Source organism: Streptomyces yatensis (assembly GCF_018069625.1).
GTDB lineage: Bacteria > Actinomycetota > Actinomycetes > Streptomycetales > Streptomycetaceae > Streptomyces > Streptomyces yatensis.
The window spans coordinates 1,002,864-1,016,748 of the sequence record NZ_CP072941.1 but is presented as its reverse complement, the minus strand read 5'-3'; the positions used below and the strand labels follow the sequence as shown (position 1 = coordinate 1,016,748).

The following is a 13,885-nucleotide window of genomic DNA, read 5'->3' as shown; positions in this document are numbered from 1 at the left end:
GCACAGGGCTGGGCCGCGGCGTGATGGGCACGGGGACCGGGCCTTGGCGCGGTGGGCACGCGGGGCGACGCCACGAGGGGCGGGCCGTGGCACACCCGCACGCACGAGGTCGGTGGTACACCCGCACGACGGCCGTGGCGCACCCGCACGCACGAGGTCGGTGACGCAACCACACGAGGGGCGCGGCGCACACGGCGCGGCCCTCGTGCGGACATGGCGCACACGGCGCGCCCCTCGTGTCGTGCGGGCTCGGCGTACACGGCGCGGCCGCGCACACAACGGCACGAGGGCCGTGTCCTCCCCGCCGGAACCCGGCGCGGGGACACGGCCCTCGCGACGTCGGTCAGGCCGTACGCTCGTCGCGGTCGGCGCCCCACATCGTGTGGAACGAACCCTCGCGGTCCACCCGCCGGTAGGTGTGCGCGCCGAAGAAGTCCCGCTGCCCCTGCACCAGCGCGGCGGGCAGCCGCTCCGAGCGCAGCGCGTCGTAGTACGCCAGCGCCGCCGAGAAGCCCGGGGCCGGCACGCCCAGCTCGACCGAGGTGGCCACCACTCGCCGCCACGCGTCCTGCGCCGCGCCCAGCGCCTCGGCGAAGTGGTCGTCGGTGAGCAGCGTGACGGGCTTGCGGTCCTTGGCGTACGCCTCGGTGATCCGGTTCAGGAACCGCGCCCGGATGATGCAGCCGCCGCGCCAGATCTTCGCGACCGCCCCGGGGTCGATGTCCCAGCCGTACTCCTGGCTGCCCGCCTCGATCTGGTGGATGCCCTGTGCGTACGCCACGATCTTCGACGCGTACAGCGCCTGCTCGACGTCGTCGGCGAACCGCTCCGCCGCCGCGCCCGTGAGCTTCTTGCCGGACGGCCCCGGCAGCCCCTGCGAGGCGTCCCGCAGATCCGCGTGGCCGGACAGCGAACGGGCGAACACCGCCTCGGCGATCCCGCTCACCGGCACGCCCAGGTCCAGCGCGGTCTGCACGGTCCAGCGGCCGGTGCCCTTCTGCTCGGCCTGGTCCTGCACCACGTCCACGAAGGGCTTGCCGGTGGCGGCGTCGGTGTGCCCGAGCACCTCTGCGGTGATCTCGATCAGATACGACTCCAGCCGGCCGCCGTTCCAGGTGCGGAAGACCTCCGCGATCTCACCCGGCGTCATGCCCAGTGCCCGCCGCAGCAGGTCGTACGACTCCGCGATGAGCTGCATGTCCGCGTACTCGATGCCGTTGTGCACCATCTTCACGAAGTGGCCGGCCCCGTCCGGGCCGATGTGGGTGCAGCAGGGGACGCCGTCCACCTTGGCGGAGATGTCCTCCAGCAACGGCCCGAGCGACTTGTAGGATTCCGCCGACCCGCCGGGCATGATGCTGGGCCCGTTGAGCGCGCCCTCCTCGCCACCGGAGATGCCGGTGCCCACGAAGTGCAGCCCGCGCTCGCGCAGGGACTTCTCCCGGCGCCGGGTGTCCTCGAAGTGGGCGTTGCCCCCGTCGATGATCACGTCGCCCTCTTCGAGGAGGGGTGCGAACTCCTCGATGACGGCGTCGGTGGGCGCACCCGCCTTGACCATGATGACGAGCCGCCGCGGCCGCTGCAGGGCCGCGACGAACTCGGCGGCGGTCTCGGCCGGCACGAAGTTCCCCTCGTGGCCGTGCTCCTCCATCAGCGCCTTGGTCTTGGCGAACGTGCGGTTGTGGAGAGCGACGGTGTGCCCGTGCCGGGCGAAGTTGCGGGCGAGGTTGCTGCCCATGACGGCGAGCCCGGTGACGCCGATCTGGGCGGTGGGCTGGGTGGTGGAAGGGCTGGGCATACGGTGTTCCACTCCTGTCACGCGCATCGAATGCTTATGCGAGGTGGCAACGACGAGGGGAGCGGGGATCTTCCCTCCGGGGCAGCCGGGCATCGCCCGGTCATAGTTGCACGATGTTCCCGACGGCGGACGCGTGTCCGAAGAAAGCGCCCGAGGTGTGTCATTTTTCTCCCGCCCGGCCGGTGTGGCGAGTTGTGGAGTGTCCACAAGGCGGCTGGTGGCGGCTTCGTCGAGCCGCCGACTGGTCGTTCTGATCAACAGGGGCGGTTCGTCAGCCACAACAGACGCGCAGAGTCCCCCGCTCCATGCGGGACCCCTCCCGAGAGGTTTGCGCTGTGGGCCGGCTCGCACCGTGGGTCCCGCTGGAGTTCCCCGGCGGCGCCGCGGAAACGGCACTTGCCCTACTTCGCCGGGAAGAGCCGCAGCTTCGCGGTGTCCCCCACGAGGGCGAGAACGGCGATCGACAGCTCGTTGACGGTGGAGGGCCCGCCCTGGTCGGGGCGCTGCCCGAGCAGGTTGGAGGCGAATCCGCTCGCGTCGACCGAGCTCAGGTCCACGCCCTCGGCACCGACGGCGCTCACCGTGAACGGTCCCGCCCGAAGGCCGTCGGCGCGCGGGATCTCGGTGCCCTTCGTCACGACGATCGTGCAGCTTCCGTCCGCACACGCCCGCAGCTCGGCCGGGGTTGACGGCGTCATCGGCTGCACCGCGGTCGGCGACGGTGATGAGGAGGGCTTCGTGGGCGTTGGCGAGGCGGGGGACGGTTCGGCCGAACGCGAGGGTGCGGCTGGCGCGGGCGCCCCCGTGTCGCCGCCCGAGTCGGAGCCGCAGCCGGTCAGCGCGGCGGCGAGGGCCAGGACACAGACGGTCCCCGCCGGGCCGCGCGCCGCGGACAGCCTGGTCCTGTGGCGGTGGGCCGGTGATTCCGATGGCGTCATGGGACCGTTCTAAACGCGGGTGCCCGGGAGGGGTCCCGCGCACCCGTCACGTCGTAGGACCAGGTCTTCTGAGCCATCGGGTGAGATGAGGCCGTTGACGTGGTCTTGGTGGTTGTGGAGGGTCGCCACGTCGGTGTTCTCGCCGCGGTCGATTGCGGCTCCGGCCAGGACCTCGTGCAGCGACCCCATGGTGGAATGCCAGGCGTTGGACGCGCCGGTGTCGATGAGGACGCGGCTACTGGGAGTCGGGCTGCGGGCGCCAGGGGCCGTCGAGCCGGACGCCGGCGGCCGCCGCGATGCGGTCGCGGGAAGCGGTCAGCCGGGTCTTGAGCGCGGGCAGGTCCACGCCCACCAGGGCTCCGTCGCGCTTGACCACGCGGCCGGCGACGAGCACGGTGTCGACCAGCCCGGGATGACCGGCGGAGACGATGGTGCCGGCCGGGTCGGTGACCGGGAACACGGTGATGTCGTCGGTGCGCAGCAGGATGACGTCGGCGTCCTTGCCGGGTGTGAGGCTGCCCGTGCGGGCGCCGAGTCCGCATGAGGCGGCGGCGTCGATGGTGGTGAACTCCAGCAGGTCGCGGGAGCCCAGGCCACCGTCCAGGCCGCGCTGCACCGCGAAGGCGGTGCGCATGGTGGAGAACATGTCGCCGCCGACCGAGGGGACGTCGTCGATGGACAGGGTCGGGCGCAGGCCGGCGGCCAGTGCCTGGCCGGTCAGCGGGTTGCCGAAGCCCATCTTCAGCTCGACGTCCGGGCTGATCGAGATCGAGCTGCCCGCGTCGGCGAGCATCCGCAGTTCTTCGTCGCTGATGCCGTTGCCGTGCACGAACGTGGTGGTGTTCCGGAGCAGGCCGTGCTCATGCAGCTCGGCGATGGGGCGCTGGGTGCCGTCGGAGCCGGTGTGCAGGCTGGTGCGCAGGCCGAGTTCGGCGGCCAGCTTCAGCTCCCGGGCGACGGTGTCCAGGCTCGTGTCCTCGGGCCCGCGCAGCCCCCACGCCATGGTGACCAGGCCGCCGTCGGGCAGCTCGGCGCGGACGCGGCGGATCGCGTCGTCCACGGAGCCGGCGGAGCCCCAGCCGGCACCGAGGCAGAAGACGGACCGCCCCGGTACATCGCGCAGCGCGGCAATGGCCGCGTCCTCGTGCTCAGGGCCCTGCGCAACGTGGTACCAGTCCAGCATCGTGGTCACGCCCGAGTGCAGGGCCTCCAGGCGGCCGAGCAGGGTGCCCAGATATACGTCCTCGGGCCGGTAGTGCGGCTTGACGGTGCCGTGCATGGCGACGGCCCACTCGGGAAACGTCCAGTCCGCGCCCGCGCCCCGGAACGCGGTCTGCCAGGCGTGACGGTGGTTGTCGGCGAAACCGGGCATGACGATCCGGTCACTCGCGTCGATCACCTCGGCGTCGGCCACCGCGATCCGCTCGGCCACCTCGACGATCACACCGTCCTCGATCAGCACGTCGCCTCGGTGGAGATCGCCGACAGTCGGGTCCATGGTGACGACGGTGCCGCCGGAGAGAAGGGTCTTCATCAGTGAGGTCCTTTACTTCGGGTGGTTCACGATCACGTGCGGTACGGCGGGAAGTGGCTGCTGTGGTGCGAGGCCGCTCAGTGGTGTACGGCGTCGGCCGCGGCGAGGGCGTCGGCGACGAGGTCGGCGGTGTCCTCGGTGCCGGCCGCCAGCCGCACCAGGCCCGCCGGGACGGCCTCGGTGATCTGGTCGTCGCTGAGCATTCCGGCCCACATGGAGGCCGGGTGGACGGCGAGGGATTCCACACCGCCGAGGCTGGCCGAACGGCGGGGGTAGCGCAGACGGGACAGGAACGCGTCGGCCATCTCGTATCCGCCGGTGAACTCAACGCTGAGTACTCCGCCGAATCCGTTCATCTGGTCGACCGCCAGCTTGTGTTGTGGGTGGGTCGCCAGGCCGGGGTAGTGCACGCGTGTCACGGCCGGGTGGCCGCTCAGTGCCTCGGCGAGGGCGAGGCCGTTGTCGTTGTGCCGCGGCACGCGCAGTGGCAGGGTGCGTATGCCGCGCAGCAGCAGCCAGGCGTCGACGGGGCCGAGGGTGGCGCCGGTGAGCAGACTGGTGTCCCAGATCCGGTCCAGGATCTCCGCCGGCCCGGCCAGCACTCCGGCGGAGACATCGGAGTGGCCGTTGAGGTACTTGGTCGCGCTGTGCCAGACCACGTCGATGCCGAAGTCCACCGGGCGCTGGTTCAGCGGGGTGGCGAAGGTGTTGTCCGCCAGGGTCAGCACACCGTGGGCGCGGGCCAGGTCGGCGACGGCGCGCAGGTCGGTGATCTGCAGCAGCGGGTTACTCGGTGTCTCCACCAAGATCATCCGGGTCTTGGGGGTGAGAGCCTCCTCGAACGCCTCAGGGTCCCTCTGATCGACCAGCGTGGTGGACACGCCCAGGCGCGGCAGCAGGTTCAGCAGGACCGAGGCGGTGCCGCCGTAGGTGGACTTCTGCCCGACGACATGGTCGCCGGAGGACACCAGGGCCAGCACGGCCGTGGTGATCGCGGCCATGCCGGACGCGGTGACCATCGCGGCCTCGGTGCCCTCCAGTTCCGCGACGACGGCGGCGGCCTGAGCGTGGTTCGGGTTGCCGAAGCGGGTGTAGAAGTCCTGGCCCCGCGGCTCGACGGCGCCGGCGGCGAACGTGGTCGCGTCCTGGGCCGAGAACGCCGCCGTCTGGTAGATGGGCGGCGCCACGGCGCGGCTGGGGTGGGTCTCACGGTCGGTGTGAACGGTGACGGTGCTCTTGCCCGGCATGGCTGGCCCTTCCGGAATGCGGCGCTATGGCGGTATCCAGCATGGCCGCCGTCGACACAGACGTGACCCGGCTGCCGGCAATCTTGGCAAGATCTTGCGCTCGAGTACGGCATTCATTTGTGCTACAGAAGCTCTGTAAGCAATATCCTGCTGTCATGGATGAAGTGGACCGGTCGATCCTGGCCGTACTCGAACGGGATGGCCGTATCAGCAACAACGAGCTCGCCGCCCGCGTCGGGCTGACGCCCTCACCGTGCCTGCGGCGCGTACGGCAGCTGGAGGAGACCGGGGTCATCCGCGGCTACCGGGCGCTGATCGACCCGGCGGCGGTCGGCCGCGGGCTGCGCGTCTTCGCGGGGGTGCGGCTGATGCGGCACACCCGCGCGGCCGTGGTCGCCTTCGAGGAAGAGGTGATGGAGCTGCCGGAGGTGATCGCCTGCCACCACATCACCGGCAACTTCGACTACCTGCTGCAGGTGGAGGTCGCCGACCTGCCCGCCTACGAGGACTTCCACGCCAACCAGCTGGCCGCCCTGCCCGGCGTCGGCACGGTCAACAGCTTCGTCATCATGAAGACACTCGACACCGCATGACAGCCCCGCTGCGGGGGTGACGGTATCGCGACACCCACCGCACGTTCGCCGGCAGCGCCGCACCCCCACCCACTCCCCGCCCCACCTGAGCACGAAGGACGGCCAGTCGAATGCCGTGGTGTCCGTCATTCGCCCAGGGCGGCGGCCTGTTCGGCTTTGACGGATCCAAACCAGCATGTCATCCCGGTGGCATAATTCCCGGCACTCGCAGGAGCGTAAGGGCGGCTAATTGGCATTCATATTCCGCCTCCACCTGGTTTGGTGGGTGACGTGGCCGCAAGACGGCCGTTGTCCTGGAGGTGGGCGCCGGGGGAGTTGGGCTCGCTGTGCGGTCGCTACGGAGAGTGCGGGGCCCGGGTGGGGGTTGTGCGTTGCGCTGGAGAATCGCGTGATCTGCCACACATCTCAGTGACGTTATCGCGACGCCTGTGTTTCTGCCGCATGACGCATTCATGTGGTGGGCACTCCCGCGTCGTGCGGTGTTTCGGTGAATGCCTCGGGGCGGTATCCCGCGTGCGCGGTTTCCCGTATTCAAAAGGGGATGGGCCTTATGAATGGGAGTGAGTTGTCACGCTCAGTGACAGGTTGACTGCTTGTCATGACCCCCAGTTGACTACTGATCATCACTCCCCCCACAGGAGACTCCCATGCGGACGCTCGCCACCCCTGCGCCGTCAGAGGCACCTGCAGACGCCGTCCTCGCGGTCAACCCGCTGCATCGCCCCTCGCCCCGCCTCACCGCCGCGGCGGGCCGGGCAGGGGCCCTCGGTGTGCTCGAACTGCCCGAGCGCCGCCGCGATGCCCTCGAGGTTCTGCGTCGCACCGCGCGCTGGTCCGGCGGCCGTCCCTTCGGGGTCCGGGTCCGTCCTGGCTGTCCGCTGGGCGTCGCGGACCTTCCCGAGGGCGCGACGACCGTGCTGCTCGCCGACCCCGCGCGGACCGCCGCCGCCTTCCCCGGGCGCCGCGTCCTCGTCGAGGTCACCAGCCTCGCCGGAGCCGCAGACGCCGTTCAGGCCGGTGCCGCCGGGCTGCTGCTGCGCGGCGGCGAGTGCGGCGGCCGGGCCGGTGAGCTGAGCACGTTCGTCCTGCTGCAAGGGGTTCTCGCCGACCCGGGGATCGCCGTGCCGGTCTGGGCGTGGGGCGGCATCGGCCCGCGTACGGCCGCCGCCGCGGTCGCCGGTGGAGCGGCGGGCGTGGTGCTCGACGTCCAACTCGCGCTACTCGACGAGGCCGAACCGGAGGCCGAGACCGTCGAGGCTCTCGGCTCGCTGGACGGTTCCGAGAGCGTCCTCGTCGACGGGGTGCGCTTCCTGCGCCGCCGCGGACCGCAGGCCCCCGAGCCGCCCGCCGACGGCGCCGCCGTCGAACGCGCCTTCGCCGCCGCCGATCCCCCGCGGCGCCTCCTGCCGGTCGGTCAGGACGGCTACCTCGCCGCCTCCTTCGCGGCCAGGTCCGCCACCGTCGCCGAGGCGGTCCGAAGGGCCCGCGACGCGATCGGCCGGGCCACCGTCGATACGCGAGCCGCCGCCGCGCTGGCCGAGGGCTCCGCCGGGGCCCGCGCGCTCGGCAGCCGCCTGCCCATCGCCCAGGGCCCGATGACCCGGGTCAGCGACGAGCCCGCGTTCGCCGCCGCCGTGGCGGCCGACGGCGCCCTGCCCTTCCTCGCGCTCGCCCTCGCCGACGCCGCGCGCACCCGCGCCATGCTGGAGCGCACCCGGGACGCGCTGCCCGAGGGCGCCTCCTGGGGCGTGGGCATCCTGGGCTTCGCCGACGAGCGGGTCAAGGAGGCCCAGCTCGCCGTCGTCCGGGAGCTGAAGCCCACGCACGCCATCATCGCGGGCGGCCGTCCCGCACAGGCCGCCGCACTGGAGGCGGAGGGGATCTCGACCTTCCTGCACGTGCCCTCGCCGGGGCTGTTGCGGCAGTTCCTCGCCGCGGGCGCCCGCAAGTTCATCTTCGAGGGCGCCGAGTGCGGCGGTCACATCGGGCCCCGCAACAGCTTCCCGCTGTGGGAGGCGCAGACCGAGGTGCTGCGCGAGTTCCTCGACGAGCAGGGTCCCGCGGCGGCCACGGAGCTGACCGTGCTCTTCGCCGGTGGCATCCACGACGCCCGGTCGGCCGCCATGGCCGCCACCGTCGCCGCCCCGCTGACCGAGGCGGGCGCCGCCTTCGGTGTGCTGATGGGCACCGCCTACCTGGTCACGGCCGAGGCGGTCGGCGCGGGCGCCATCCGGCCGCTGTTCCAGCGACGGGTCCTCGCCGCCGACCGCACCGATCTGCTGGAGACCGCGCCGGGCCACGCCACCCGGTGCGCGGCCAGCGAGGTCACCCGCGACTTCGCCGCGCTGCGGGACGAACTCACCGCCCAGGGCGTGCCGGACCGCGAGGTCTGGGAGCGCCTGGAGCGGTTCAACGTCGGCCGGCTGCGCATCGCCTCCAAGGGCGTCGAGCGGGTCGGGGACGAACTGCGCCCGGTGGACGAGGAACGCCAGGGCGCCGAGGGCATGTTCATGGCCGGCGAGGTCAGCGTGCTGCGTGCCGAGGTCACCACCATCGCGGACCTCCACCGGGAGGTGACCGAGGGCACCGCCGTCTGGCTCGCCGAGCGCGCCGCCACCGTCCCCGCCCCGGCCGCCGAGGAGGCACCCGCGCCGCTGCGCGTCGCCGTGGTCGGCATGGCCGCGATGTTCCCCGGCGCCCGCGACCTGGGCGAGTTCTGGGCCAATGTGGTGTCCGGCACCGACAGCGTCACCGAGGTGCCCGCCGAACGCTGGGACCCCGAGCTGTACTACGCGCCGGACGGTGACGGCGAACGCACCCCCTCCCGCTGGGGCGGCTTCCTGCCCCGGATCCCGTTCGACCCGCTGAGCTACGGCATCCCGCCCGCCTCGCTGCCCAGCATCGAACCCGTGCAGCTGCTCGCCCTCGAGGCCGCCCGGCGCGCACTCGCCGACGCCGGCTATGCGGGGCCGGAGGCCGACCACCGCCGCACCTCGGTGATCTTCGGCGCCGAGGCGGGCAGCGACCTGTCCAACGCCTCCACCCTGCGCACCGTGCTGCCCGCCTACGTCGGCACGCTGCCGCCCGGTCTGGAGGAGCAGCTGCCGAAGCTGACCGAGGACTCGTTCCCCGGCATGCTCGCCAACGTCATCGCGGGCCGCATCGCCAACCGGCTCGACCTCGGCGGTGCCAACTACACCGTCGACGCGGCCTGCGCCTCCTCGCTCACCGCCGTCGACGCCGCCTGCAAGGAACTCGTCACCGGCACCAGCGACCTGGTTCTGTGCGGCGGCGCCGACCTGCACAACGGCATCAACGACTACCTGCTCTTCTCCTCGGTGCACGCGCTGTCGCCCTCCGGCCGCTCGGCCACCTTCGACGCGAGCGCGGACGGCATCGCCCTCGGCGAGGGCGTCGCGTGCGTGGCCCTCAAGCGCCTCGCCGACGCCGAACGCGACGGCGACTGCATCTACGCGGTGATCGACGGCGTCGGCAGCGCCAGCGACGGCCGTGGCCTCGGCCTGACCGCGCCCCGCCCCGAAGGCCAGCGCGCCGCCCTGACCCGCGCCTACGCCAACGCCCGGGTCTCCCCGGCCGAGGTCGGCCTGATCGAGGCGCACGGCACCGGCACCGTCGTCGGCGACCGCACCGAACTCGCCACCCTCACCGAGGTGTTCCGGGAACACGGGGCCGAACCCGGCTCCTGCGCCATCGGCTCGGTCAAGTCGCAGATAGGGCACACCAAATGCGCCGCCGGACTGGCCGGACTGATCAAGACCGCCCTCGCGCTCCACCACGGCGTCAAGCCGCCCACCCTGCACCTCGGCAACCCCAACCCGGCCTGGGAGGCGGACACCAGCCCCTTCGCCTTCCACACCGCCACCGCCCCCTGGGCCGTCGAACCGGCCGACCGGATCGCGGGCGTCAGCGCCTTCGGTTTCGGCGGCACCAACTTCCACGTCGTCCTGCGCGCCCACGACCAGGCGCCCGCCGCACACGCCCTGGACGCCTGGCCGGCCGAGCTGTTCACCTTCCGCGGCCACCAGGAGCAGGCCGCCATCAAGGCGGTCCGCGCGCTGCTCACCCTGATCGAGCAGGACGGCGGCCACGCCCGACTGCGCGACCTCGCGCGCCACGCCGCCCACCGCAGCGACCAGGCCGCCGTGCGCGGCGAACCCGTACAGATCGCGGTGGTCGCCCGCTCGTCGGCCGAACTGCCACAGCTGCTGCGCCGGGCCGCCGAGGGCGAACACGCCCCCGCCGACGGCATCCACCTCGCCCGCGCCGTGCCCCGGGAGGTCGCGGAGGGACAGCTCGCGCTGCTCTTCCCGGGCCAGGGCAGCCAGCGCCCCGGAATGCTCGCGCCGCTCTTCGTGGCCTTCCCCGGACTCCACCGCCATCTGCACCTCGGCGCCCGCTGGGCCGACGCGCTCTTCCCGCCGGCCGCGCTCGACGCCGAGGCCGCGGCCCGCACCCAGGCCCGGATCACCGACACGGCGGTGGCCCAGCCCGCCCTCGGCATCACCGCGCTCGCCGCCACCGACCTGCTCGGCTCGCTCGGGGTGCGCCCCGCCATGGCCGGCGGCCACAGCTACGGCGAACTCGCCGCGCTCGCCGCCGCCGGAGTGTTCACCCCCGACGAACTGCTCGCCGCCAGCGCCGCCCGCGCCGAGGCCATCCTCGGCCGGGTCCCGGAGGGCGACGCGGGGACCATGGCCGCCGTCGGTGCCTCCGCCGACCAGGTCGAGGAGGTGCTGCGCCTCGCGGAGCTGGCCGACGACGTGGTGGCCGCCAACCACAACTCGCCCACCCAGACGGTCATCTCGGGCCCGAGCGAGGCGGTCACCGCCGCCGTCGCGGGGCTGAAGGACGCCGGATACGGCGCCAAGCCGCTGAGTGTGGCCTGCGCCTTCCACAGCCCGCTGCTCGACGGCGCGGGTGAGGACTTCGGCACCCACCTCGCGGGACTGGACCTGCCGACCCCGGCCTTCCCGGTCTGGGCCAACCGCACCGCGGCCCGCTACCCCGACGACGCCGAGGGCATCCGCGCCGAACTGACCGCCCAGCTCGGCTCCCCGGTCCGCTTCGCCGAACAGATCGAGGCGATGTACGAGGCGGGCGCCCGGGTCTTCGTCGAGGCCGGGCCCGGCCGGGTGCTCAGCCGCCTGGTGACGGACGTGCTCGGGGACCGCCCGCACCGCACCGTGCCGCTGGAGGACGGCCGTGACGGCGGACTGCCCGCCTTCCTGACCGCGCTCGCCCAACTCGCCGTCAGCGGCACCGAGCTGCGCACCCGGCCGCTGTTCACCGGCCGCGACACCGTCGACCCCGCTACCGCCAAGGCCGTCCGTCGGGCCGGTTTCACCGTCGACGGCCACCTGCTGCGCCGCGCCGACGGCGCCTTCCCGCCGCACGCCCTGCTCCCCGCCCGACCCGTGACGGAGTTCACCGTGTCCGACCCGCGTCACCTCCCCGCGCCGGCCGCCGGCCCCGAAGCGCTGATCGCGGAGTTCCTCCGCAGCAGCCGGGAGATGGTCTCCGCCCAGCGCGACGTCCTGCTCTCCTACCTGGGAGCACCCGAACTTCCGCCCGGGACGACGACGCGGCCGACCGCGCAGGCGATACCCGCGGCACCCGTCGTCCCGGCCGTCACCACGTCGTCGGCCGATGCCCCCGGGCCCGTCGCAGTGCCCGTCACCGTGCCCGCCGCCGCGCCGGGTGGCTCGGTCCTGGACACCGTTCTCGAGGTGGTCGCGGGGCTCACCGGCTATCCGGTGGACATGCTGGAGCCGGATCTGGATCTGGAGGCCGATCTCAGCATCGACTCCATCAAGCGGGCCGAGATCGCCGGTGAACTGGCCGCCCGGCTGGGCGTCGCCGCCGAGGGAGGCGAGCAGCTGGAAGAGCTGAGCGGCGTCCGTACCGCCGAGGGCATGGCCTCGCTCCTCGCCGCCCGGCTCGGCACCTCCGCAGCCGTCCCGACTGCCGCGCCCGCCCCCGCCGCGGCAGGCGCCCCGGCCCGTGACGTGCCGGTCCTGGACACCGTTCTCGAAGCGGTCGCGGAACTCACCGGCTACCCGGTGGACATGCTGGAGCCGGATCTCGATCTGGAGGCCGATCTCAGCATCGACTCCATCAAGCGCACCGAGATCGTCGGCGAACTCGGCGCCCGCCTCGCCCTGGACACCGCCGAGGCGGACCTCGAAGCGCTCAGCGGCGCCCGTACCGTCGCCGCGCTCAGCGCCCTCCTGGAGGCAGCCCTCGGCTCCGTTCCGGCGCCCGCCGAGGCCCCCGCCCCCACCCTCGCCGTCGACGGGCCACGCCCGGAGATCACCGCCCCGCAGCGGCTGCTGTTCACCGAGCACGTCCTCGAACCGGTCACCGCCCGCCCCGAGCCCGGCCGCCGGGTGCAGATCCTCGGCGGCGGCGACACCGCCGTCGAGCTGTCCGCGCTGCTGGCCGAGGCCGGCATCGAGACCGAGCTGGTCCCCGACGGCGAGCTGCCCGCCGCGGGCGAGGAGACGGTGGTGCACCTGACGCCGCTGGACGCCGAAGGACCCGTACTGCCCGGAGCCTTCGCCCTCTACCAGCGGGTCCTCGCCGCCGGGCCGCGTCGCCTGCTCGCCGCCGACCGCCGGGGCGCCGGGGCGCCCAGTGGGCTGCGCGGCTTCTTCCGTACGGTGGCCCGCGAGTACCCCGAGACCCGCGCCACGCTGGCCGAGCTCCCCGACGGGGCGAGCGCCGCCGAGGCCGCCCGCGCCCTCTTCGCCGAACTCGCCGCCACCGAGCCCGAGCCGGTGGTGCTGTTGGACCAGGGCGGCGGGCGCCGCGCCCCGCGCCTGGCGCTCACCCCGCTCGGCTCGATCGCCACCAGCGGCGCCGGACCGGCGGGCGACGGCGCCGCCGAGGCCGAGGCCGCCGGGCTCGACCGTGAGTCGGTGGTCCTCCTGGTCGGCGGCGCGCGGGGCATCACCGCCCGCTTCGCCCGCACCCTCGCCGCCGCGGCCCGCTGCCGCCTGGTCCTCTTCGGCCGCACTCCGGAACCCGCGGCCGCCGAGGACCCGGCCACGGCCGGTGCCACCGACCGCGCCTCGCTGCGCGGCGCCCTGCTCGCCGCGAAGCTCACCACCACTCCCGCCGAGACCGAACGCCGGGTCTCGGCGATCCTCGCCGAGCGCGAGGTACGCGCCACCCTGGCCGCCCTGCGAGAGCTGGGCGGTGAGGCTGAGTACCAGCGGGTGGACGTGACGGACACGGAGGCCGTCGGCGCCGCGGTCAAGGAGGTGTACGCCCAGTACGGACGGCTCGACGGGCTGGTCTACGCCGCCGGGCTCATCGAGGACAAGCTGATCGCGGAGAAGACCCCGGAGTCCTTCGCCCGGGTCTTCACCACCAAGGCCGACGGCGCCGCCGGCGTCCTCGACGCGGTGGACCGGCTGCCGGTGAGCCCACGCTTCGCCGTCCTCTTCGGCTCCATCGCCGCCGCCCTCGGCAACCGCGGCCAGAGCGACTACGCCGGCGCCAACGACGCCCTGGAAGAACTGGGCCGCCGCTGGTCCGGTGCCGAGCGGCGCGGCCTGACCGTGCACTGGGGCCCCTGGGCCGCCTCCGAGACCGGCGGCGGCATGGTCGGCCCGGAGCTGATGCGCTCCTACGCGGCCCGCGGCATCAAACTGATCGACCTGGAGGAGGGCCCGCTCAGCCTGCTGCGCGAACTCGCCTACGGCGCCCCGGACGAGCACACCGTCGTCTACACCGCCTCCGGCTGGTGACCA

The 13,885-nt window shown here is 73.3% G+C and carries 6 protein-coding genes; 2 read left to right on the top strand and 4 right to left on the bottom strand.

Features of this window, described 5'->3' with window-relative positions:
- Positions 1-343: 343 nt before the first annotated feature.
- From gndA to J8403_RS03855, 4 genes are all read right to left on the bottom strand, one after another.
- Positions 344-1,798: an NADP-dependent phosphogluconate dehydrogenase gene (gene gndA / locus J8403_RS03870; RefSeq protein WP_211121866.1), complete on the bottom strand. Its 1,455-nt coding sequence runs from the start codon at positions 1,796-1,798 to the stop codon at positions 344-346.
- Positions 1,799-2,199: 401 nt separating this feature from the next.
- A complete protein-coding gene (locus J8403_RS03865; protein WP_211121865.1) occupies positions 2,200-2,496 on the bottom strand; it encodes a hypothetical protein in 297 nt (98 codons plus the stop codon).
- 475 nt (positions 2,497-2,971) lie between these two features.
- Positions 2,972-4,270, bottom strand: coding sequence for an amidohydrolase family protein (locus tag J8403_RS03860; protein WP_211121864.1), 1,299 nt, complete (start codon positions 4,268-4,270; stop codon positions 2,972-2,974).
- Positions 4,271-4,347: 77 nt separating this feature from the next.
- Positions 4,348-5,517, bottom strand: a complete 1,170-nt coding sequence (locus J8403_RS03855; protein WP_211121863.1) for a trans-sulfuration enzyme family protein — start codon at positions 5,515-5,517, stop codon at positions 4,348-4,350.
- A gap of 155 nt (positions 5,518-5,672) precedes the next feature.
- Here J8403_RS03855 and J8403_RS03850 point away from each other — a divergent pair, with 155 nt between their 5' ends.
- The gene (locus J8403_RS03850; RefSeq protein ID WP_211121862.1) at positions 5,673-6,110 is read left to right on the top strand and encodes an Lrp/AsnC family transcriptional regulator; all 438 of its coding nucleotides are present in this window, start codon (positions 5,673-5,675) and stop codon (positions 6,108-6,110) included.
- A gap of 647 nt (positions 6,111-6,757) precedes the next feature.
- Positions 6,758-13,882, top strand: coding sequence for a type I polyketide synthase (locus J8403_RS03845; RefSeq protein ID WP_211121861.1), 7,125 nt, complete (start codon positions 6,758-6,760; stop codon positions 13,880-13,882).
- Positions 13,883-13,885: the final 3 nt, after the last annotated feature.